Genomic DNA, 19,598 nt, shown 5'->3' with positions numbered 1-19,598 from the left:
CACGACACGATTTATCGACGGCCGGCGCCTGCGCCGGCCGTTTTCGTTTCAAGCTCTGAGAAAAACCCCACCTGCCCATTCAGCGGCGGGAGAGACCGTTTTCGGAAAGCTCTTCCAGATAGCCCGCCCACAGGGAGCCAAAGTCCTGTCCAAGCCGGTAGAGATAGGACCACGTGAAAATGCCGCTGTTGTGCAGGTCGTCAAAATGCAGACGGACGGCGTAATTGCCGATCGGCTCGACTTCGATCACCATCACGTCGGCCTTTCCCGAGACGAGCTTGCGTTCGGATGGCGAATGCCCCTGCACCTCGGCGGAGGGTGAAAAGACCCGCAGATATTCCGCCGGCAGCTCGAACGTCTCACCGCTCGCAAAACTGACGGCCAGCATGTGCCGGTCCTTCTTCAGACGGATTTCGGTCGGCCAGGGTTCGGCCATCATGCCTCCTTCATGGGTTGCGGAGCCGCACGGCATTTGACGCAGCCGCCAGCGCCGTTACATTCTCGTCTATATGGGGGGGACAAAGGCTTGCCAACAGCATGTGCCGAAACCATCGGCAAGTGCGAGGCAGGCAAACGGAACAATGAGGCGTTAGTGAACCCCATCGCGCAACACTCCAATCTTGCGACCAGCGCTCTCCTTGAGCCTACGTCAGAGACATCGCCGATGATTGATCCATTCGGGCGCACGGTCTCGTATCTGCGCGTTTCGGTGACCGATCGCTGCGATTTCCGCTGCGTCTATTGCATGGCCGAGGACATGACCTTCCTGCCCAAGCGGGATCTCCTGTCGCTCGAGGAGTTGGAGCGTCTGTGCACCGCCTTCATCGCCAAAGGCGTCCGCAAGCTGCGTCTGACCGGCGGGGAACCGCTGGTCCGCCGCAACATCATGTGGCTGATCGAGGCACTCGGGCGCCATCTCACCACCGGGCGGCTCGAAGAGCTGACCCTGACGACGAACGGCTCGCAGCTGGACCGTTACGCGCACGATCTCGCAGCACTCGGCGTGCGCCGCATCAACGTCTCGGTCGATACGCTCGATCACGACAAGTTCAAAGCCATCACACGCTGGGGCGATCTCAGCCGCGTCATGGCCGGCCTCAAGGCGGCGCAGGACGCAGGGCTGCAGGTGAAGCTCAACGTCGTCGCGCTGAAAGACGTCAACGAACACGAAATCCCGGAGATGATCCGCTTTGCCCATGGCCAGGGCATGGATCTGACGCTCATCGAGACGATGCCGCTCGGCGAGATCGAAGGTGATCGCACAGAGCAATATCTGCCGCTTTCCACGGTGCGCGAGCGGCTTTCAGAACGCTTCACGATGACGGACATCCCCTACAAGACCGGCGGTCCGGCGCGGTATGTCGAGGTCGAGGAAACGGGCGGCAGGCTCGGCTTCATCACCCCGCTCACGCATAATTTCTGCGAAAGCTGCAATCGCGTGCGGGTGACCTGCACCGGAACGCTGTTCATGTGTCTCGGCCAGGAAGATGCCGCCGATCTGCGGGCACCGCTGCGCGCCTCTGAAGGCAATGAACTCCTCGCGCAGGCCATCGACGAGGCGATCACCCGCAAGCCGAAGGGGCACGATTTCGTCATCGATCGCCGCCACCGCCGTCCCGCGGTTACAAGGCATATGAGCATGACGGGCGGCTGAGCCCTGGTCGCGGCCTAAGAAGCCGCCTAAGCATTAGCTTCGATCAACCCGCCAGAAGCCCTTCCCCCGATGCCGCCTGTGCCTGCCCTGCCGAGCGAAAACCAGCGCGGCATCCTCCTGATGCTCGCAGCGATGGTGACGTTCATCGTCAACGATACGCTGGTGAAGGTTGCGAGCGCCGACCTGCCGACCGGGGAGATCATTTTTCTGCGCGGTCTGATCGTGTCGCCGATCGTCATCGTGCTCGCGGTGCGCCGCGGCGCCTTCGCCAACCGCAGCCTGCTTTTTCACAAGACGCTCATCTGGCGCACATTGGGCGAGGTCGTGGCAGCGGGGCTCTACCTCTCCGCCCTGTTCCGGCTGCCGCTCGCCAACGCCTCGGCGATCCTACAGGTCGTGCCGCTCGCCACCACGGCGGGTGCGGCACTCTTTCTCGGCGAGACCGTCGGACGGCGGCGCTGGACTGCGATCGCGGTCGGCTTCAGCGGGGCGCTCCTCGTCATTCAGCCCGGCCTCGACGGCTTCAACATCTGGTCGCTGGTCGCGCTCCTTAGCGTCTTCGCGGTCGTTCTACGCGATCTCGCTTCCAAGCAACTCCCTAAAGGTCTGCCGACGCTCGCCGTCACGACGGCCGCCGCAATCTCCGTCGGTCTCTTCGGCGGCTTTCTCATGCTCTTCGAAGAGCCCGTGATGCCCGATGCGGCCGTGCTTGCCACCATCTTCGCCTCCGGGCTGTGCACAGTCGCGGGCTACACCCTGATCATCGCCGCAATGCGCACCGGCGACATCTCGGTCGTCGCGCCATTTCGCTATTCCTTCATGATCTGGGCGGTGCTTGCGCAGGTGCTCGTCTTCGGCGATTGGCCGGGGCCGCTCCTTTTCATCGGCACCGGCATCTTGATTGCGACCGGCATCTACACCTTCTATCGGGAGCGCCAGGTCGGGGCCTCGGAGGCCCGCAAAGCGCTGACGGCACCGCCGGCACGCTGATCGCGCCCCTTCTGCCGGGCGCGGTTGGATGCTATCGGGTCATCCACCCCTCCCCTCGCCTCCGCCGAGATCTTATGCCGTCTTCAATATCCGAGGCCCCCGCCCTGTCACCTGAGAGACGGCGGCCAAGCCTCCTGAGCCTCGTCGTCATCTCGACGCTCAGCCCGTTCGCGATCAACGTCATCGTGCCGTCCATGCCGGCACTGGAGAAGGACTTTCACGCGAGCTTTGCCACCGTGCAGCTCGTCCTGTCCCTGTTTCTGGCATCCGTTGCAATTTCGCAGATCGTGATCGGGCCGCTATCGGACCGGTTTGGACGAAGGCCCGTCCTTCTCAGCGGGCTCAGCATCTTCACCGCCACCAGCGCCCTGGCGAGCCTTGCAAACGACATTGAAAGCCTCCTCGCACTCCGCGTCCTGCAGGCCGCCGGCGGCTGTACCGGCATCGTTCTGGCCCGCGCCATCGTGCGCGACCTCTACGATCGACGCAAAGCCGCAAGCGTCATCGGCTATGTCACGATGGGGCTTGCGATGGCGCCGATGGTGGCGCCGCTCTTCGGCGGTCTTCTGCAACAGAATTTCGGCTGGCGGGCGCAGTTCGTCATGCTGACGATTTTCGGAGCCTTGGTCCTCGCGCTCGCCTGGCGCGACGTCAGCGAGACCCATCACGCGCGGACCGAGCGGATCGCCTTTGCCACCTTGTTTCGGGATTTCGGCTACCTTCTCAAGGAACCCGCCTTCCTCGTCTACACCGCCGTATCGAGCCTTGCGACGTCGGTCTTCTTCGCCTTTCTGGGCGGCGGCGCCTATGTGGCCGGCACGATCCTCGGACTGTCTCCAATTGCCTATGGGAGTTGGTTTGCGGTCCTCTCGATCGGCTATGCCTTCGGCAATTTTCTCTCCGGCCGCTTTGCCGAAAAGGTCGGAGTCCGGCGGATGACGCTCGCCGGGTCCAGCCTTCTCCTCATCGCCCAGCTCGTGCTTCTCGCTCTCATCGCGAGCGGCCATCTGAGCGCGCCCGCCCTCTTTCTGCCGATGTGCGTGGGCGGCATTTCCAACGGCCTCGTCCTGCCGAGCACGATTGCCGGCGCCATCAGCGTGCGCCCGGAAATCGCCGGCACGGCCGCCGGGCTCCAGGGCGCGACGCAGATCGGTTCGGGCGCGATCTCTTCGGCGATCGCAGGAGCCGTGCTCGCCGGCGGCATGTCGGCCCTGCCCCTCTCGGCCGTCATGCTGACGGGCGCGGTCGCGGCTTTCGCCTTCTCCGTGATCCTGTTTCGGATCGTTCGCTAGCTTTTATTCCACCACCACTCTCGGGGCCTGACGGACGCCCGCGGCTTTTTCCACGTTGAGGCGCTTCACGACGGCATCGGCAATATGGCGATAGATGCGCGCATGCTCCGATTGCGGTTCGGAGGCAACGATCGGCCGGCCCTGATCTGAGGTTTCGCGAATATCCATGTGAAGGGGCACGGCTCCGAGGAAGGGCACGCCGATGCGTTCCGCCTCGTGTTCGGCCCCGCCATGTCCGAAAATGTCGGAACGCTCGCCGCAATGCGGGCACAGGAAATAGCTCATGTTCTCCACGATGCCGAGCACCGGCACGTTCACCTTGTTGAACATGTTGAGACCCTTGCGGGCATCGATGAGGGCGAGATCCTGCGGTGTCGATACGATGACGGCACCGGCGAGCGGCACCTGCTGAGCCATCGTGAGCTGCGCGTCGCCGGTTCCGGGAGGCATATCGACGACGAGCGTGTCGAGTTCGCCCCAGGCGACCTCACGCAGCATCTGGGTCAAGGCGGACATGACCATCGGCCCGCGCCAGATCATCGGGGTCTCTTCCTCCACGAGGAAGCCCATCGACATCACCTTGAGACCATAGCCTTCCATCGGTTTCAGGATGCGCTCCGACACTGATTCCGGCTTGCCCTTGATGCCCATAAGGCGCGGCAATGAGGGCCCGTAAATGTCGGCATCGAGGATGCCGACCTGAAGCCCGTTCGCCTTGAGGCCGAGAGCGAGATTGACGGCGGTCGTGGATTTGCCGACGCCGCCCTTGCCCGACGCCACGGCGATGATCGCCTTGACGCCGGGAACCCCCGCTTTTTGCGGCTGCTGCGGCGCCTGGCCCGGCGCACGCTGCGGCTGGGCGGGTTGCTGCGGGGCGGATTGCGGCCGTGGCGGAGCACTGCGTGAAGCTGCCGTCTGAGGCATCGCATTCTGCACCATACCCTGGCCCGGCCGTCGCTCCGCAGTCAGGGCCACCATGGCGCGCTCCACCCCGGGCAGGTCCGAGATGACCTTTTCGGCCGCCTGGCGCAAAGGCTCCAGATGTGCTGCGGCCTCCGCCGGCACCGTGATCGACACGATCACCTTGCCATTCGAGATGATCGGATCGGAAACGAGTTTCTGAGTGACGATATCGCTTTCGAGGTCGGGGCCTTTGACGCGGCGGAGCGCATCGAAGACGACGTCTTTCGTAATCGTGGGAGTGGTCTCGGGCATTGCCATCCTTCAACCGCTTAAGCGGTGGTGCATTTAAGCCGGCGGTTTCGTCCGGCGGGCCTGCCGTTGACATATTGCCCCCTCGCCCGAAGTTCAAATGCCACACGCTGCGATCGGCTGAGGAAGACGCCGTTTGGCGGCTTCACCTGCCGGGCCACGACAGGTATATAGGTTAAGAGGAAACGAACCGATGGCCGAAAGCCCGTTGCCGAGACGACGCTCCTTCATCACCGGGATACCGGCGCGGAAAATCCCGCAGCCGAAGCGTTTCTGCGGGGTTTCGTGAGCGAGACGACCGACCAAGATCGTCCTGCCCCGCGCACGATCACGGGGGTTATTCTCGCAGGCGGACTGTCCCGTCGCATGGGCAACGACAAGCCGCTCGTGGAAATCGCCGGCCGGCCGCTCCTCTCCTACGTGGTGGACGGTCTGCGTCCGCAGGTCGACGAACTCGTCATCAACGCCAATGGCGACGCCTCGCGCTTCAGCGAATTTCTTCTTCCCGTCGTTCCCGACGGCATCGACGGAAATCCAGGGCCGCTCGCAGGCATTCTCGCCGGGATGCGCTGGAGCCAGGTCTTCTGTCCGCAGGCGCGTTTCATGGCGAGCGCAGCCGTCGACACACCCTTCTTTCCCGGTGATCTCGTCACGCGGCTGTCCGAAGGTTGCGGCCACGACGAGACGACGATCGCCGTCGCAGCGTCGTTCAACGGCGTGCATCCCGTCTTCGGATTGTGGCCGATCGCGCTTGCCGACGATCTCGAGGAATGGCTGAAGAAGGCGAAATCGAGCAAGGTTCTCGACTTCGCCGACCATTACGTGCGTCTCAACGTGCCCTTCGACCATCTGGAAGCCGACGGCCGCCAGATCGACCCGTTCTTCAACGTCAACACGCCAGAGGACGCGGCCGAGGCACAGGCGATGCTCGAGGCGCTCAACCGAACTCAGGCCGCCGAATAGCTCGCCCGCGGATGGCACCCCCGATCTTTGGCATCACCGGCTGGAAGAATTCCGGCAAGACGACGCTCGTCACCCGCCTTGTCAGCGAGTTCTCGGAGCGCGGCCTCGTCGTCTCCACGATCAAGCACGCCCATCACGCCTTCGATATCGATCAACCCGGAACCGATTCGTTTCGCCACCGCGAGGCCGGGGCGCGTGAGGTGCTCCTCGTCTCCGGTCATCGCTGGGCCCTGATGCACGAGCTCGGCGACGAGGCGGAGCCGTCTGTCGAGGAGATGGTGTCGCGGCTTTCGCCCTGCGATCTCATTCTCATCGAAGGCTACAAGAAAGCGCCTCACCCGAAGCTCGAAGTGCGCCGCCGCGATGGACGCCCCGGCCAGGCGCTCAGCGACAGCGATCCCTCGATCCTCGCCGTCGCCGCGGATTATCCGGTGAGGAACGTCGAGCTTCCGGTCTTCCATCTCGACGACGTTGCGAAAATTGCCGATTTCATCGCCGGCCAGCTGTCACTTGATGCCGCCAAATGAGGCAGTCTGCACGTCTTCGCCCGTCTCGCGGCTATGCCGGAAGGCGCAGAACCGGCCAAACCTGCATTGCCTGTGACCAAGTCCCCTTGCCGCAGGCACGGCGCTTGCTAAAGAGTTGCACAGGCTCAAAGTTTGGGCCGATTATAGGTCCAGCGGCCTTCTGCGGCCGCATCCAACAAGAAATTCGGGAGACAGCATGAGCTTGTTCAAAAAACTGGCGGCTGCAACGGTCCTCGCGGTCTTGGCCACCGGCGCGGCGCAGGCCCAGGAAACCTTGCGTATCGGCACGGAGGGCGCCTACCCCCCGTTCAGCGAAATCACGGCCGACGGTAAGCTCGTCGGCTTCGATATCGACATCGCCAACGCGCTCTGCGACGAAATGAAGGTGAAGTGCGAGTTCATCTCGCAGGATTGGGACGGCATCATTCCCGCCCTTCTCGCCGGCAAGTACGACGCCATCGTCGCCTCCATGTCGATCACGGAGGAGCGCAAGGAGAAGGTCGACTTCACCGACAAATATTACGACACGCCGCAGGCGATTGTTGTGCCGAAAGATTCGGACATCACGGAAGCGACCGCCGAATCGATGGCTGACAGGAGCGTCGGGGCCCAGAGCTCCACGACCCACGCGCAATATGCGGAACAGATCTTCCCGGATTCCGACATCCGCCTCTACCCGTCGGCCGACGAATACAAGCTCGATCTGTCGAGCGGACGTCTCGATGCAGCCCTCGACGACGTCATCGTTCTGTCGGAGTGGGTCGACAGCGAAGACGGCTCCTGCTGCAAGATCCTGACGACGCTGCCGGGCGATCCGAAGATCTACGGCCCGGGCATCGGCATCGCGGTGCGCAAGGGTGACGACGAGTTGCGCGAGAAGCTCAACGCCGCGATCAAGGCGATCCGCGAGAACGGCACCTACAAGAAAATCAACGACAAGTACTTCGACTTCGACGTCTATGGCGGATAAGTCGGCGTGCATGACGCATCGGATGGGGCTCTTGAGCCCCATCTTTTTGCCGCGCCAGGGATGACGGGCTGATGGAGTTTTTGGACCTCCTGTCGTTTGGAGGCGGCGGCTGGGGAGATGATCTTGCGGCCGGGCTTGCGGTCACGGTCGCGCTGGCGCTGACGACGCTGCCGATCGGGCTCGTGCTCGGCTTCCTGCTTGCGCTCGCCAAGGACAGCGACGACCCCGGCCTCATCCGGGCAGCCACGATTTTCACGACGATCTTCCGCGGGCTGCCGGAGCTTCTGACGCTGTTCATCATCTATTATGGCGGACAGATCGCGCTGCAGAAGCTCTTCCGGCTTCTCTTCGACACCTATGTGGAGTTCTCGTCTTTCACGGCTGGCGTGATCGCGCTGTCGCTCGTCTTCGCGTCCTTCGCGAGCGAGGTCTTTTTGTCCGCCTTTCGCGGCATTCAGAAGGGCCAGTATGAGGGGGCCTATGCGCTCGGGCTGAGGCCGACGACGACGATGCGTCTCGTCATCCTTCCACAGCTCATTCGGCTCGCTTTGCCGGGCCTCTCGAACCTCTGGCTGATCTTGCTCAAGGATACGAGCCTCGTCTCCGTCATCGCCCTCAACGATCTTCTCCGGAACACCAACGTCGCCGTCGGCGTGACCAAACAACCGTTCTTCTTCTATTTCGTCGCCTGCATGATCTATCTGGTGCTGTCCATCATTTCGTCCTTCGGCATCAACGGCATCGACCGCTGGTCGCGGCGCGGCGAGGCCACGAAATGACGATGCGCGAGATGAGCGCCAACCAGGCCGCCAACCAAGCCTATGTGTCCGACCGCCTTCTTCCGGCCGAGCCTCCGCCCGCGTCCGTCCGGCATTGGAGCAAGGCGCGTATCGCCGGCATCGTCTTGATGACGCTGTGGGCCGCGATCGCAATCGCGCTGGTCGTCTTCTTCATCAGCGCCTGGAACCCAGCACTTCTGACGCGCTACGGGCCAAAGCTCCTCGACGGCCTCCTCGTCACAATAGAGCTCGTCGTCTTGTCGGTCGCGATCGGTGCGGTTCTGGCCGGCATCGTCGCAGCGGGCCGGCTTTCGAAGAACCGGTGGACGCGCGGGCTGGCTTTTGCCTTTGTGTATTTCTTTCGGGGAACACCGCTGCTTGCCCAGACCTTCCTCGTCTATTACGGCGCCGGGCAGTTTCGCGAGGTGTTCGAGGCGGCAGGTTTGTGGTGGTTTTTCCGCGATGCGTTCAATTGCGCCGCCCTCACCTTCACGCTCAACACCGCCGCCTATCAGGCCGAGATTTATGCCGGGGCCATCCGCGGCATCTCCGTCGGGCAGTGGGAAGGCGCCCGCGCGCTCGGGCTCTCGCCCGTCGTCATTTTCATCAAGGTCGTCGCCCCGCAGGCGCTGATCACGGCTTTACGGCCGCTCGGCAACGAGATCATCTTCATGATCAAGGGCTCCGCGATCGCTTCCGTCATCACCGTCTATGATCTCCTGGGCGAGACGCGGCTTGCCTTTTCCCGCTCCTTCGATTTCCAGGTCTATCTCTGGGCCGCGGGGCTCTATCTCGTCGTCGTGGAAGCGCTACGGCGCCTCTGGGATGCGGCCGAACGGCGGCTGACGCGGCATCTCAAGCCGGCGCAGGACAGCTCCGGCCAGCAGGTGGTGGCGGAACAGCTCGGCGCATAAGCCTCAAAGGCTCACACGAAGAGCTCGGTCTTCTCGAACTTCGTCACGTCGATCAGACCTTTGTCGGAGATCCTGAGCTCGGGGATGACAACGAGCGCCAGAAGCGAATGCTGCATGAAGGCGTTGTTGAGACGGCAGCCGCAGCTTTGCATGGCAGCGCCCATGCGTGCGGCCTTGGCGGCGACGGCCTCGGCGCGTTCCTCCGAAAGGAGGCCCGCAATCTTGAGCTCGACGAGCGCCAGTTCCTCGCCTTCGGAGATCACCACGACACCGCCGCCGACTTCGCCGAGCCGGTTCGCCGCCATCGCCATATCGGCGCGGTCAGTGCCCACGACGATCATCTGGTGGCTGTCATGGGCCACGGTGGAGGCGATGGCACAGCGGCGGTTATAGCCGAAGCCTGCCACGAACGCATTCTGGACGGCGCCTGTGCCGCGATGGCGTTCCACCAGAGCGAGATGGGCGACATCGTTGGCGATATCGGCTTCAACCAACCCGTCGACGACGCTGAGCTCTCGCTGGAGAGCCTTCGTCGGCGCCTGATTCTCGATGACGCCGACGACGCGAACGCCGACACGGTCCTTCCCCTTGGGCGCAGGCACGGCGAAATCGTCCGCCGTCAGCTTGCGGCCCAGGCGGACGGTGTTCTTCGCCTCTTCCGGATAGCCGTAGAGCGGAATATCGGCGACGAGCGCACCCTTCTCGGCGAGCAGGCGGCCGCGGCCATAGACGGCATCGATTTTGAGTGATGGCAGGTCCGACACGAGAAGGAGATCGGCGCGGCGCCCCGGTGCGATGGAGCCGAGCTCGCGTTCCAGGCCGAAATGCTCTGCCGTGTTGAGCGTCGCCATCTGGATCGCCGTCACCGGCTTCAGTCCCTGGGCGATGGCGTGGCGCACGACGCGGTTCATATGCCCGTCATGGACGAGCGTGCCGGAATGACAGTCGTCGGTGCACAGAATGAAAAAACGCGGATCGAGCCCTTTTTCGGTGACCGCCTTGATCTGGGCGGCGACATCATACCAGGCGGAGCCGAGCCGCAGCATCGCTCGCATGCCCTGGCGCACGCGCGCAATCGCGTCCTCGACGCGCGTACCTTCATGGTCGTCGGCGGGGCCGCCCGCCGCATAGGCATGAAAGTCCACCCCGAGATCTGGGGACGCGTAATGGCCGCCAACGGTCTTGCCGGCCGACACCGACGCGATGATCTCGCCCAGCATCCGCTCGTTGCCGGCCGCGACGCCCGGAAAGTTCATCACCTCGCCGAGGCCGATGATGCCCGGCCACGACATCGCCTCGGCGACCTCCTCCGGCCCGAGCTCGGCGCCGGCCGTTTCGAGCCCCGGTGCCGATGGCACGCAGCTCGGCATTTGCACAAACACGTTGATCGGCGCCGTCAGCGCTTCGTCATGCATGAGACGAACGCCATTAAGACCGAGCACGTTGGCGATCTCATGAGGATCGACGAACATCGACGTCGTGCCGTGCGGAACGACAGCCCGCACGAATTCCGTCACCGTCACCATGCCGCTTTCGACATGCATGTGAGCATCGCACAGGCCCGGCACCAGATAGCGCCCCTTGGCCTCCACCACTTCGGTCTCCTCGCCGATCGTGTGGGAGGCATCCGGCCCGCAATAGGCGAAGCGCCCCGCAGCGATGGCGAGATCGGTGTTTTCGACGATCTCGCCGGAATGCACGTTCACCCAGCGGCCACCGCGGATGACGAGATCGGCCGGCGTGCGCCCGGCCGCCACATCAACGAGGCGGGGTGCCACCTTCTGCCAGGACGGGAAACGATCAGTCATTTTCACCTCCAAACGGCCGCGTGACGCCAACAGCCGGGCAAACACCTGACCAAACATGTGGTCAAAGGCTTGGGATACGTCGCTGACCAGGGCATGTTGGAAAAGCTCTGCCCCTGACAAGGCCTTCTTGATTGTCTAGAACCATGAGCAATCGCCGCGCAAAGCAAAAGGGAACGGAACATGGCGAAAGTTGCATTCATCGGCCTCGGCGTGATGGGATACCCGATGGCCGGGCATCTCGCCCATCGAGGCCATAAGGTGACCGTCTACAACCGCACGCAGGACAAAGCGGAAAAGTGGGTCGCTGAGCACGGTGGTCGGCATGCTCCAACGCCCGAGCGAGCGGCCGAGGGCGCAGAATTCGTTTTCTGCTGTGTCGGCAACGACGAGGATCTCAGATCCGTTACGCTCGGACGCGGCGGCGCTTTCAAGGGAATTGCGCCCGGGGCGATCTTCATCGACAACACGACGGCGAGCGCGGAAATCGCCCGCGAGCTTGCGCATGAGGCGCATGCACACCGTTTCTGCTTCCTGGATGCGCCGGTTTCCGGCGGCCAGGCCGGCGCAGAGAAGGGTCAGCTGACGGTGATGGTCGGCGGCGAGCCCAAGGTCTTCGAAAAAGCCCGGCCGGTCATCGAATGTTACGCCAAGATGGTCGGATTAATGGGACCGGTCGGTTCCGGCCAGCTCACCAAGATGGTCAACCAGATCTGCATCGCGGGCCTCGTCCAGGGCCTCTCCGAAGGCATCAATTTCGCGCAGAAGGCAGGCCTCGACGTCGAGAAGGTGATCGACGTCATCTCCAAGGGCGCGGCACAGAGCTGGCAGATGGAGAACCGCTGGAAGACCATGACCGAGGATCATTACGATCACGGTTTCGCGGTCGATTGGATGCGCAAAGACCTCGCCATCTGCCTCGATGAGGCGAAGACCAACGGCGCGCTCCTGCCGGTGACAGCGCTCGTCGACCAGTTCTACGGCGAAGTGCAGGCGATGGGCGGCAAGCGCTGGGACACGTCTAGCCTGATGAAAAGGCTGCAGCGCTTCAAGTGAGGCTGAGTTTCGCCAAGAGCGGTACGGACGGCGCGATTGCCGTCCGTTAACCATTCTTCCGCCGCAAAAGCACCCTAAGGTTGCATTTAGCGCAGCCGCATTATGGCTTTTACCCATTTCAGATCAAGTGTTTGGATCTCCCACACAACTCTTTCTCTCCATTATTCAGAAAATCCTCCTAATATCTCGCCTGCTAGAAGCATCTTTTTCGTATTGAAGCCTCCCTTTAAAGTTGATAATCTACTTCTGCTTCTGAAATGAAGGTTCTTCTGTGAATTTCAGGAGAGAGGGAGGTGTGTCGTGGATAAGACAGCACTCATTACCCAATTGAAAGAGAAGCTTCACCCTGAACTCATGCGTCAAATCGAAGGTGGCCTGCCTGATGATTTCGCGCTCGCCGACAACCAGAACCAGAACCAGGGTGACATGGCCGCTCTCGCGGAGATGAAGCCGGAAGTTTTGCGCAGCATCGGCGTCGGACGCGGCATGGGTGAGACGGCCGAAGACAACCAGAATCAGAACCAGGGAAAGCTGGAAGATCTCATTGCCATGAAGCCGCAAGCCTTGCAGAGCCTGCGTTCTGTTCTGCTCGCGCCGGGCGACGAAGTCATGGACAATCAGAACCAGAACCAGGGCGGCAACGTCCGCGGCATTGCCAAGCCGGAATAGGCGCGGCCAGGCTTTCACCCCTCGTTTCGCCAGCAAAGGGACCGGCGTGCTGCACGGCGCGCCGGCACAGGGAGGCTGCCCATGACGGCACCCGACCTTCACCTCATCTTCCCGCCGCAATGGTCGCCCTTCCAGCCCTTTCTCTCGACGCCTTCGCTCAAGGCCTACCTCGAGAGCCATGGCCATCGTGTCCGGCAGTCCGACTGGAACGTCGAGTTCTACGAGTATTTCATCGACCGCCGCAGGCTGGCGAAGGCCTCGGCTCGGCTGATGCGCTACATACGCGAGCTGCCGGAAGAGAACGAGATCTACCGCAACTCGGCCTATCTCGCCCTCGGCATCCTCAGCAACTACGAGACAAAGCGCTCCGCGGTCGACCGCCTGCGCTCGCCCGCCTGCCTCGATCGCGTGGAAGATTTCTATGAGAGCGTCACCGCGCTGAAGCGGCTCCTCTACGCATTCTCGGTCGCCGAGCCGGTGGTGGAGGTGGGCACGTCATCTCTGTCGACGGCGCGGGTTCTCCGCTCCGCGGCCGCGGTCGACGCCTTCTGCGAGAGCGAGGAGGACAATCCGTTCCTGCCGTTCGTCCGTTCGAAGATCGCAGAGATCGACGAGGTTCCGCGCTATTTCGGGATTTCGGTGATCGGAACCGAGCAGATCCTGCCCTCTCTCACCCTCGGCGCCGCCTTGAAGGCGCGCTTCCCCGGCGTCCCAATCCTCGTTGGCGGCAGCGTATTCTCGCGCCTGCTCGACCGGGCGGATGCCCTGCAACCCCTCTTCGGTCGCTTCTTCGATATCGTGGTGCGCTACGAGGGTGAAATTCCGGCCGATCGTCTCCTGTCGGCCACCGATCCGTGCGGTGAACGCACCCCCGGGATCGCCTTTTACGAAAACGGCCGGATCATCATGACCGATCTCGCGCCGCAGCTTCCCATGGAGGAAATCCCGACACCCGATTTCGGCGACCTCGATCTCCGCCGATATTTCTCGCCGGACATCGTGCTACCGCTCCTCTCCGCCCGAGGATGTTACTGGGACAAGTGTGCCTTCTGCTACCACGGCATGATCTACGGAGACCGCTACCGGGTGCGCGATCCGAAAGCCATCGCCGCCGACGTCGAGCGCCTCAACGCCCGTCACGGCGTGACGCATTTCGCCCTCAATGACGAGGCGATCCCGCCAAAACTCTTCAAGACGCTGCCGGCAGCATTGCCGAGACGCACTTACTTCTTCACCGGCCTTTACAAGTTCGAGCGCTTCTTCCGGGCCGAGCATTATCGCGACATGTACGAGGCGGGCTTCCGCTCTCTCTACATCGGTCTGGAAAGCGCCAGCGAGCGCGTGCAACGGCATATGCGGAAGAACAACACGCGCGCCGTCATGCACGCCAATCTCGCGGACGCCGATGCCGCCGGCATTTGGAACCACACTTTCAACTTCTTCGGCTTCCCGACGGAAACGGAAGCCGAAGCCATGGAGACGGCGCACTTCCTCATCGACAACTCCGCCATCATCCACTCGGAGGGGACGGGGACGTTTTCCTTCGAACACAATGCCCCGATCGCGAAATCACCCGAGGCCTTCGGCGTGAGCCGCGTGGTGGAGAAAACCGATAGCATTCTCGAGCTCTACTACGATTACGAGGTGGAGAGCGGCCTCACCCAAGCAGACGCGACCAGGATGCTCGAGCGTTTTTCGGAGATGAAGCGACAGACAGGCGCCTACCGCTACGGCGGCTGGATTCCGAGGGAGCATCTTCTTCTCCTTCTCGCCCGACACGAGCGTGACGCCCTGCGCACGAAGCTGGCCGACCTCGACAGCCGCCTCGACGAAGATGCCCGCTGGCGGAGGGACATCGCCTGGTTCGCGCTGCAGAAGGAGACAGGGTCGGAGCTGCGCTTTTTCGTCGTGAACACGCATGCCGGGACGATCCTCGAAACGAACCGCGACGCCGTGCTCGTCCTGGAGTTCATGCCACAGGATGTGCCGCTCAAGACGATCGTGGAGAGCTTTCCGGCTCTCGCACCCGTGCTGACGCACCGAGCGGAGCCTGTCTCACAACCGGCGCTCGGACCTCTTACCCCTTCGTCTTCTGCGGCGGGTCGAGCTGCATGAAGTTGAGCGGCAGGGCCGTCGTGTCCTTGATCCTCTCCATGGCGAAGGCGGAGGAGACGTCGGTGATGTCGATCTTGGAGACGAGGCGCTTGTAGAAGGCGTCATAGGCGGCGATGTCCGGCACGACCACCTTGATGAGGTAATCGACCTGCCCGCTCATCCGGTAGAATTCCACCACTTCGGGCATATCCGAGATGATCTTGGCAAAGCGCAGAAGCCAGTCCTCGTTGTGCTGATTGGTGGTCACGAAGACAAAGACCGTGACATGCGCGTTGACCGATTTCGGATCGAGCACCGCCACCCGCTTCTTGATGACGCCGTCTTCCTCCATTTTCTGGATGCGTCGCCAGGCCGGCGTCGTCGACAGGCCGACACGCCGGGCGATCTCGGCAACGGGAAGCGTCACATCCTCCTGCAGGACAGACAGGATCATGCGGTCAATGCGGTCCATTCAGGCCTCGGGCAAATTTTGCGCCGTTAGACCATTGTTGGCGCGCACGAGGCAAGCGCTGCGTCAACCCCCGCCTGTCTCTCCACCCTCCTTCTCTCGGCTCTGCGGCTTTAGAAGCGGGCGCACACGCGCCTGCAAGAACGGCAAGACCTCGCTTTGAAAGAACGGATGGCGCTTCAGCCAGGCGTTGTTGCGCCAGGAGGGGTGCGGCAGCGGTAGGACCGGCGGCGGGCCGGATTGCTCGAGGACCTCCCGCCAGTCGGCGACGGTCTCCGTCAGCGTGCGGCGGCGGAGCGGGCCGAGATGCCAGGCAATGGCGTATTGGCCGATCGCCAGCACCAGTTCCAGCTGCGGCATGGACTTGAAAACCTCTTCGCGCCAGGAGGGCGCACATTCGCGCCGCGGCGGCAGGTCGCCGCCCTTCTCGTCCTGACCCGGAAAGCAGAAGCCCATCGGCACGATGGCGATCTTCGAGACGTCGTAGAATTCCTCGCGCGTGACGCCGAGCCACGCACGCAGGCGCTCGCCAGAGGGATCGTTGAACGGCGTCGTCGTGGCATGCGCGAGCGTGCCTGCCGCCTGGCTCGCGATGCACAAGCGCGCGGTGGAAGAAATCCTCAGGATCGGATTCGGCTCATGCGGCAGGGGTGACGCGAACGGCCGCTCCACACAGATGCGGCAGAAGCGGATGCGCGCGGCAAGCGCCTCCGCTGTTTCAGGCGTCTCTTTGGAAGGCGTTTCAGCCACGCGATCAGGCAGACGCGCTTGGACGGGCCTTGAGACGCGCATGCCAGTCGCGCAGAGCGGCAAAATCTTCCGGAATGTCCACTCTTGCCGGCTTCATGAAGTCGAAAGTGACGAGCGCGGTAATGTCGGCGACGGAAAAGCTGTCGCCCGCGATGAACTCCCGCGTTCGCATCTCACGGTCGAGGAAGGCCAAAAGCTCCGGCAGCCGCTCGCGGCAGGCTGCCGCCCATTCCGGCACTTGTCTTTCGAGTTCCGACATCGCGGGGTGTGAGTGGCGGAAGATCCCGGCCACGAGCGTATAGAGATCGAGCTCGATGCGGCGGTTCCACATTTCCACCTGCGCCTGCTCCAAAGCGCTCTTTCCGAAAAGCGCCGGTTCGGGATGCAGAGCCTCCAAATAACGGCAGATCGCCATCGTTTCCGAAAGAGCAGTGCCATCGTCGAGATCAAGCACCGGCAGGCGGCGCATCGGATTGAGGCGAAGAAAATCGAGCGAATAATGCTCCTTCTTGCCAATATCGACGGGCTCGAGAGGTATTTCGAGGCCCTTTTCGGCCAGGAAAATCCGTACCCTGCGGGGGTTCGGAGCACGTCCACCATCGAATAACTTCACTCTCACCTCCGTCTCGGCCCTTCTGCCCGGACCGCGGCCTTACGGCCTCTTAACCATCTTCGCTCGCCCGATCTTAACCGCGCTCCACTACGAAAAAGCGGGAAAAGAGTTGGGGACGAACCCATGGTGGATGTGGCACAGGCGACGATTTTGCAGGCTTCGCCCGACGAGTCCCGTGCCGCACGCCGCAATATGATCACCCGCGCGCTGGTGCGCAATGTCACGACGGAGAGCGGGCCGAGCGACGCGCTTTTCCACTTCGAACAAGAGATGGCGGATCAATACGCCAGGAACCGCATCTCGTTTTCGCCGATCGTGCTTGCGCTCATCCTCGTCCTTGCCGTGATGATGGGCTTTATCGGCAACCCTTTATGGGCGGCCGTGTGGGGCGCGGGCGTGCTCGCCCTGCATCTCGCAGCGACCGTCGTCTGCCGCCGCTATGCGGCACTTGCCCCCAATCAGCGCTCGCTGGTCGACTGGAAGAACCGCTTCGTCGTGGTGGAAGCGCTCTACGGCCTCGGCTGGGCGGTGTTTCCTTTTCTGTTTCCGATGGCGGCCCCGGCCGAAACCTTGATCGGCCTCGACGTGGTGCGCTTTGCGACCGTCATCGTCTTTATGTCCTTGAGCGCCCTCGTCGCGGCGCCCCTGCCTGCGGCCTCCGTCGCCAGCACGCTGCCGATCGCCATCGGCCTTGGTGCGGCGCATATGGTGTCGCCCAGCCTCATCGACATGATGGTGGCCTTTTGCGCCCTCGGCGCGGAAGCGATGCTTCTTTACCTGACCGGCCAGCTCAACGAGCAATATGCGCAGAGCCTGGTGCTGCGCGCGGAAAAGGACGCCGTTCTCGCCGAGCTCGAACAGGGCAAAGCCGTCTCCGATGAGGCCAGGCGACGGGCCGAAGCGGCCAATATGGCGAAGTCGCAATTTCTGGCGACAATGAGCCACGAGCTCAGAACGCCGCTCAACGCCATTCTCGGTTTCTCCGAGGTGATGCGCAACGAGATGCTCGGTCCGATCGAGAACGATGCCTACAAGGACTATCTCAACGACATCTACAATTCCGGCCAGCATCTCCTGAAGCTGATCAACGAGATCCTCGACCTCTCCCGCATCGAGGCGGGCAAGCGGGAATTGCGTGAAGAGCTCCTCTCTCTCGTCAGCATCGCACAGGATGCCAAGGGGCTGCTTGACCTCAAAGCGCGGCAGAAGAATATCAAGGTGTCGGAAGCTTTCGAGGAGCACATGCCGAAGATCGTCGTCGACGAGCAGGCGATCCGGCAGGTGACGCTCAACCTTCTCGCCAATGCGCTCAAATTCACGCCTGCCGGTGGCGAGGTCGCGCTCAAGGTCGGCCGCACAGAGGGCGGCGGCCAGTATATCTCGGTGCGCGACAACGGCCCGGGCATTCCCGCCGACGAACTGCCGATCGTGCTCTCAGCCTTTGGCCAGAGCTCGATCTCCATCAAAAACGCCGAACAGGGGACCGGCCTCGGCATCCCCATCGTCCAGGCGCTCATTCATCTTCACGGGGGCCAGTTCGTCCTGCGCAGCAAGGTCGGCATCGGTACGGAAGCGATCGCCATCCTGCCGGCGAAGCGCGTCGTTTCGGCCTTCACCGACGACAACCGCACCTGGGCGTTGATGCGGGCGCGCAAACCCGCGCAGCTGCGCAAGGCGAGCTGAACGGAAACGGCATAAGAGCATCGCCATCAGAGGGGCGATGCTCTCTCGTAAATCTCAGACGAGGAAGCTCAGCCGCCAGCGCGATCGACGTTGACGCCTTCGCCCGACACGCCGGCCTCGTCGAAGGTCGCCATATTGGAATGGGTGAAGGCGGCGGCACGGACGATGGCGGCTGCAATCGCCGCACCTGTCCCCTCGCCGAGCCGCATGCCGAGATCGAGAAGCGGCGCGCCGCCCATCGCTTCCACGGCCTGGCGATGCGCCTTCTCCGCCGAGCGATGCGCGAAGATGCAGTGATCTGTGGCACCCGGCGCCATCTTGTGGACCACGGCAACCGCGGCGCTCGTGACGAAGCCGTCGACCACCACCGGAATCCGCTGCATGCGGGCGGCCAGAACGGCGCCCACCATGGCGGCGAGCTCGCGGCCGCCGACGCGTTTCAGAATGACGAGCGGATCGGTTTCGCCCTTCACTCTCTCGCAGGCGAGCCTCACCGCCTCGATCTTGGCCTCCAGGACCGCGCCCGTCGAGCCGGAGCCGTAGCCCACCCATTCCTCGGGTTCGCCGCCGAAGAGCGCGCAGAACAACGCCGAAGCGACGGTCGTGTTGCCGACGCCCATCTCGCCGAGGCAGAGAAGGTCGATGCCCTCGATCGCCTCCATGCCGTAGGCGATGGTGGCCGCGCAGTCGCGTTCACTCAGCGCATCCTTCTCGGCGATATCGCCCGTCGGAAGTTCGAGTGCGAGCTCGAAGACCTTGAGGCCGACATTGAAGGAGTTGCAAAGCTGGTTGATTGAGGCCCCGCCGGCGCGGAAATTCGCCACCATCTGCTGCGTGACATCGGCCGGATAGGGCGCAACACCGCGTGCCGTCACCCCGTGATTGCCGGCGAAAACGGCAACCATCGGGCGCTCGATGACCGGCTTTTCCTGCCCCTGCCAGCCGGCGAGCCAGATGGCGATCTGCTCCAGACGGCCCAGGCTTCCCGGAGGCTTCGTCAAACGTCCCTGGCGGGCGCGGGCGGCTGCGAGCGCCTCGGCATCCGGAGCCGGAAGGTTTTTCACAAGGTCACGAAAATCGTCGAACGGCGCAGCACGTGTGCCGGCATCACGGATGGACAATGGAATTCTCACTTCTTTTAGGAGCCATTGGGGAGGA

At 63.0% G+C, this 19,598-nt stretch carries 19 protein-coding genes; 12 read left to right on the top strand and 7 right to left on the bottom strand.

Annotated features, from left to right (window positions below):
* Nucleotides 1–79: 79 nt before the first annotated feature.
* Nucleotides 80–436 carry a gamma-butyrobetaine hydroxylase family protein gene (locus BLP76_RS04070; protein ID WP_092810150.1) on the bottom strand — a complete coding sequence of 119 codons (357 nt, stop codon included), beginning with the start codon at nt 434–436 and terminating at the stop codon, nt 80–82.
* 228 nt (nt 437–664) lie between these two features.
* On the opposite strand from BLP76_RS04070, the gene moaA reads away from it, so the two are divergent.
* The 3 genes from moaA (at nt 665) to BLP76_RS04055 (ending at nt 3,936) form a co-directional block, all read left to right on the top strand.
* Nucleotides 665–1,654 (top strand): GTP 3',8-cyclase MoaA, encoded by a 990-nt coding sequence (gene moaA / locus BLP76_RS04065; protein WP_092809749.1) that lies wholly within the window; start codon nt 665–667, stop codon nt 1,652–1,654.
* 69 nt (nt 1,655–1,723) lie between these two features.
* Nucleotides 1,724–2,644, top strand: a complete 921-nt coding sequence (locus tag BLP76_RS04060; RefSeq protein ID WP_092809747.1) for a DMT family transporter — start codon at nt 1,724–1,726, stop codon at nt 2,642–2,644.
* 74 nt (nt 2,645–2,718) lie between these two features.
* Nucleotides 2,719–3,936, top strand: a complete 1,218-nt coding sequence (locus BLP76_RS04055; RefSeq protein ID WP_092809745.1) for a multidrug effflux MFS transporter — start codon at nt 2,719–2,721, stop codon at nt 3,934–3,936.
* 3 nt (nt 3,937–3,939) lie between these two features.
* Here the strand turns inward: BLP76_RS04055 and apbC are convergent, their stop codons facing one another.
* Complete coding sequence (apbC, locus tag BLP76_RS04050) at nt 3,940–5,151, bottom strand: iron-sulfur cluster carrier protein ApbC (protein ID WP_092809743.1); 1,212 nt, start codon at nt 5,149–5,151, stop codon at nt 3,940–3,942.
* Between the two features lie 282 nt (nt 5,152–5,433).
* Here apbC and mobA point away from each other — a divergent pair, with 282 nt between their 5' ends.
* From mobA to BLP76_RS04025, 5 genes are all read left to right on the top strand, one after another.
* Entirely contained in the window at nt 5,434–6,111 is a 678-nt protein-coding gene (gene mobA, locus BLP76_RS04045; protein WP_280139904.1) for a molybdenum cofactor guanylyltransferase MobA, read from the top strand.
* An 11-nt stretch (nt 6,112–6,122) separates the two neighbouring features.
* Nucleotides 6,123–6,638, top strand: a complete 516-nt coding sequence (mobB, locus tag BLP76_RS04040; protein WP_092809741.1) for a molybdopterin-guanine dinucleotide biosynthesis protein B — start codon at nt 6,123–6,125, stop codon at nt 6,636–6,638.
* Nucleotides 6,639–6,834: 196 nt separating this feature from the next.
* Nucleotides 6,835–7,608, top strand: coding sequence for an ABC transporter substrate-binding protein (locus tag BLP76_RS04035; RefSeq protein ID WP_092809739.1), 774 nt, complete (start codon nt 6,835–6,837; stop codon nt 7,606–7,608).
* A 68-nt stretch (nt 7,609–7,676) separates the two neighbouring features.
* Nucleotides 7,677–8,387, top strand: a complete 711-nt coding sequence (locus tag BLP76_RS04030; RefSeq protein ID WP_409976979.1) for an ABC transporter permease — start codon at nt 7,677–7,679, stop codon at nt 8,385–8,387.
* Between the two features lie 11 nt (nt 8,388–8,398).
* Nucleotides 8,399–9,301, top strand: coding sequence for an ABC transporter permease (locus tag BLP76_RS04025; RefSeq protein ID WP_092810146.1), 903 nt, complete (start codon nt 8,399–8,401; stop codon nt 9,299–9,301).
* 11 nt (nt 9,302–9,312) lie between these two features.
* Here BLP76_RS04025 and ade read toward each other — a convergent pair whose 3' ends face one another.
* Nucleotides 9,313–11,109: an adenine deaminase gene (ade, locus tag BLP76_RS04020; RefSeq protein WP_092810144.1), complete on the bottom strand. Its 1,797-nt coding sequence runs from the start codon at nt 11,107–11,109 to the stop codon at nt 9,313–9,315.
* A gap of 150 nt (nt 11,110–11,259) precedes the next feature.
* Between ade and BLP76_RS04015 the strand changes: the two genes are divergently transcribed.
* The 3 genes from BLP76_RS04015 (at nt 11,260) to BLP76_RS04005 (ending at nt 14,946) form a co-directional block, all read left to right on the top strand.
* Nucleotides 11,260–12,162 carry an NAD(P)-dependent oxidoreductase gene (locus tag BLP76_RS04015; protein WP_280139908.1) on the top strand — a complete coding sequence of 301 codons (903 nt, stop codon included), beginning with the start codon at nt 11,260–11,262 and terminating at the stop codon, nt 12,160–12,162.
* 300 nt (nt 12,163–12,462) lie between these two features.
* The gene (locus BLP76_RS04010; protein WP_139163681.1) at nt 12,463–12,831 is read left to right on the top strand and encodes a hypothetical protein; all 369 of its coding nucleotides are present in this window, start codon (nt 12,463–12,465) and stop codon (nt 12,829–12,831) included.
* An 81-nt stretch (nt 12,832–12,912) separates the two neighbouring features.
* On the top strand, nt 12,913–14,946 hold the full coding sequence (locus BLP76_RS04005) for a B12-binding domain-containing radical SAM protein (RefSeq protein ID WP_092809731.1): 2,034 nt from the start codon (nt 12,913–12,915) through the stop codon (nt 14,944–14,946).
* Here the strand turns inward: BLP76_RS04005 and BLP76_RS04000 are convergent.
* The 3 genes from BLP76_RS04000 to BLP76_RS03990 form a co-directional block, all read right to left on the bottom strand.
* Nucleotides 14,909–15,397: an Lrp/AsnC family transcriptional regulator gene (locus BLP76_RS04000; RefSeq protein ID WP_092809729.1), complete on the bottom strand. Its 489-nt coding sequence runs from the start codon at nt 15,395–15,397 to the stop codon at nt 14,909–14,911. The genes BLP76_RS04005 and BLP76_RS04000 overlap by 38 nt on opposite strands.
* A 63-nt stretch (nt 15,398–15,460) precedes the next feature.
* Nucleotides 15,461–16,144 (bottom strand): uracil-DNA glycosylase family protein, encoded by a 684-nt coding sequence (locus BLP76_RS03995; RefSeq protein ID WP_244514408.1) that lies wholly within the window; start codon nt 16,142–16,144, stop codon nt 15,461–15,463.
* A gap of 4 nt (nt 16,145–16,148) precedes the next feature.
* The gene (locus tag BLP76_RS03990; protein ID WP_092809725.1) at nt 16,149–16,757 is read right to left on the bottom strand and encodes a glutathione S-transferase family protein; all 609 of its coding nucleotides are present in this window, start codon (nt 16,755–16,757) and stop codon (nt 16,149–16,151) included.
* 123 nt (nt 16,758–16,880) lie between these two features.
* Here BLP76_RS03990 and BLP76_RS03985 point away from each other — a divergent pair, with 123 nt between their 5' ends.
* Nucleotides 16,881–18,440, top strand: a complete 1,560-nt coding sequence (locus tag BLP76_RS03985) for a sensor histidine kinase (protein WP_092809723.1) — start codon at nt 16,881–16,883, stop codon at nt 18,438–18,440.
* Nucleotides 18,441–18,508: 68 nt separating this feature from the next.
* On the opposite strand, the gene cobT is transcribed toward BLP76_RS03985, so the two are convergent.
* Nucleotides 18,509–19,555, bottom strand: coding sequence for a nicotinate-nucleotide--dimethylbenzimidazole phosphoribosyltransferase (cobT, locus tag BLP76_RS03980; RefSeq protein WP_420867618.1), 1,047 nt, complete (start codon nt 19,553–19,555; stop codon nt 18,509–18,511).
* Nucleotides 19,556–19,598: the final 43 nt, after the last annotated feature.

It is taken from the genome of Afifella marina DSM 2698 (assembly GCF_900102695.1).
Taxonomy (GTDB): Bacteria; Pseudomonadota; Alphaproteobacteria; order Rhizobiales; family Afifellaceae; genus Afifella; species Afifella marina.
The sequence above is the reverse complement of the archived record's forward strand: the minus strand, read 5'-3'. Positions and strand labels throughout refer to the sequence as shown.

Bases quoted from the DNA above. Each gene is read 5' to 3' on its own strand.
- BLP76_RS04060 (WP_092809747.1), top strand. From the start codon at position 1,724: ATGCCGCCTGTGCCTGCCCTGCCGAGCGAAAACCAGCGCGGCATCCTC.
- BLP76_RS04005 (WP_092809731.1), top strand. From the start codon at position 12,913: ATGACGGCACCCGACCTTCACCTCATCTTCCCGCCGCAATGGTCGCCC.
- mobB (WP_092809741.1), top strand. From the start codon at position 6,123: ATGGCACCCCCGATCTTTGGCATCACCGGCTGGAAGAATTCCGGCAAG.
- BLP76_RS04025 (WP_092810146.1), top strand. From the start codon at position 8,399: ATGAGCGCCAACCAGGCCGCCAACCAAGCCTATGTGTCCGACCGCCTT.
- apbC (WP_092809743.1), bottom strand. From the start codon at position 5,151: ATGCCCGAGACCACTCCCACGATTACGAAAGACGTCGTCTTCGATGCG.
- BLP76_RS04070 (WP_092810150.1), bottom strand. From the start codon at position 436: ATGGCCGAACCCTGGCCGACCGAAATCCGTCTGAAGAAGGACCGGCAC.
- moaA (WP_092809749.1), top strand. From the start codon at position 665: ATGATTGATCCATTCGGGCGCACGGTCTCGTATCTGCGCGTTTCGGTG.
- BLP76_RS04000 (WP_092809729.1), bottom strand. From the start codon at position 15,397: ATGGACCGCATTGACCGCATGATCCTGTCTGTCCTGCAGGAGGATGTG.
- BLP76_RS04035 (WP_092809739.1), top strand. From the start codon at position 6,835: ATGAGCTTGTTCAAAAAACTGGCGGCTGCAACGGTCCTCGCGGTCTTG.
- ade (WP_092810144.1), bottom strand. From the start codon at position 11,109: ATGACTGATCGTTTCCCGTCCTGGCAGAAGGTGGCACCCCGCCTCGTT.
- BLP76_RS03985 (WP_092809723.1), top strand. From the start codon at position 16,881: ATGGTGGATGTGGCACAGGCGACGATTTTGCAGGCTTCGCCCGACGAG.
- BLP76_RS04055 (WP_092809745.1), top strand. From the start codon at position 2,719: ATGCCGTCTTCAATATCCGAGGCCCCCGCCCTGTCACCTGAGAGACGG.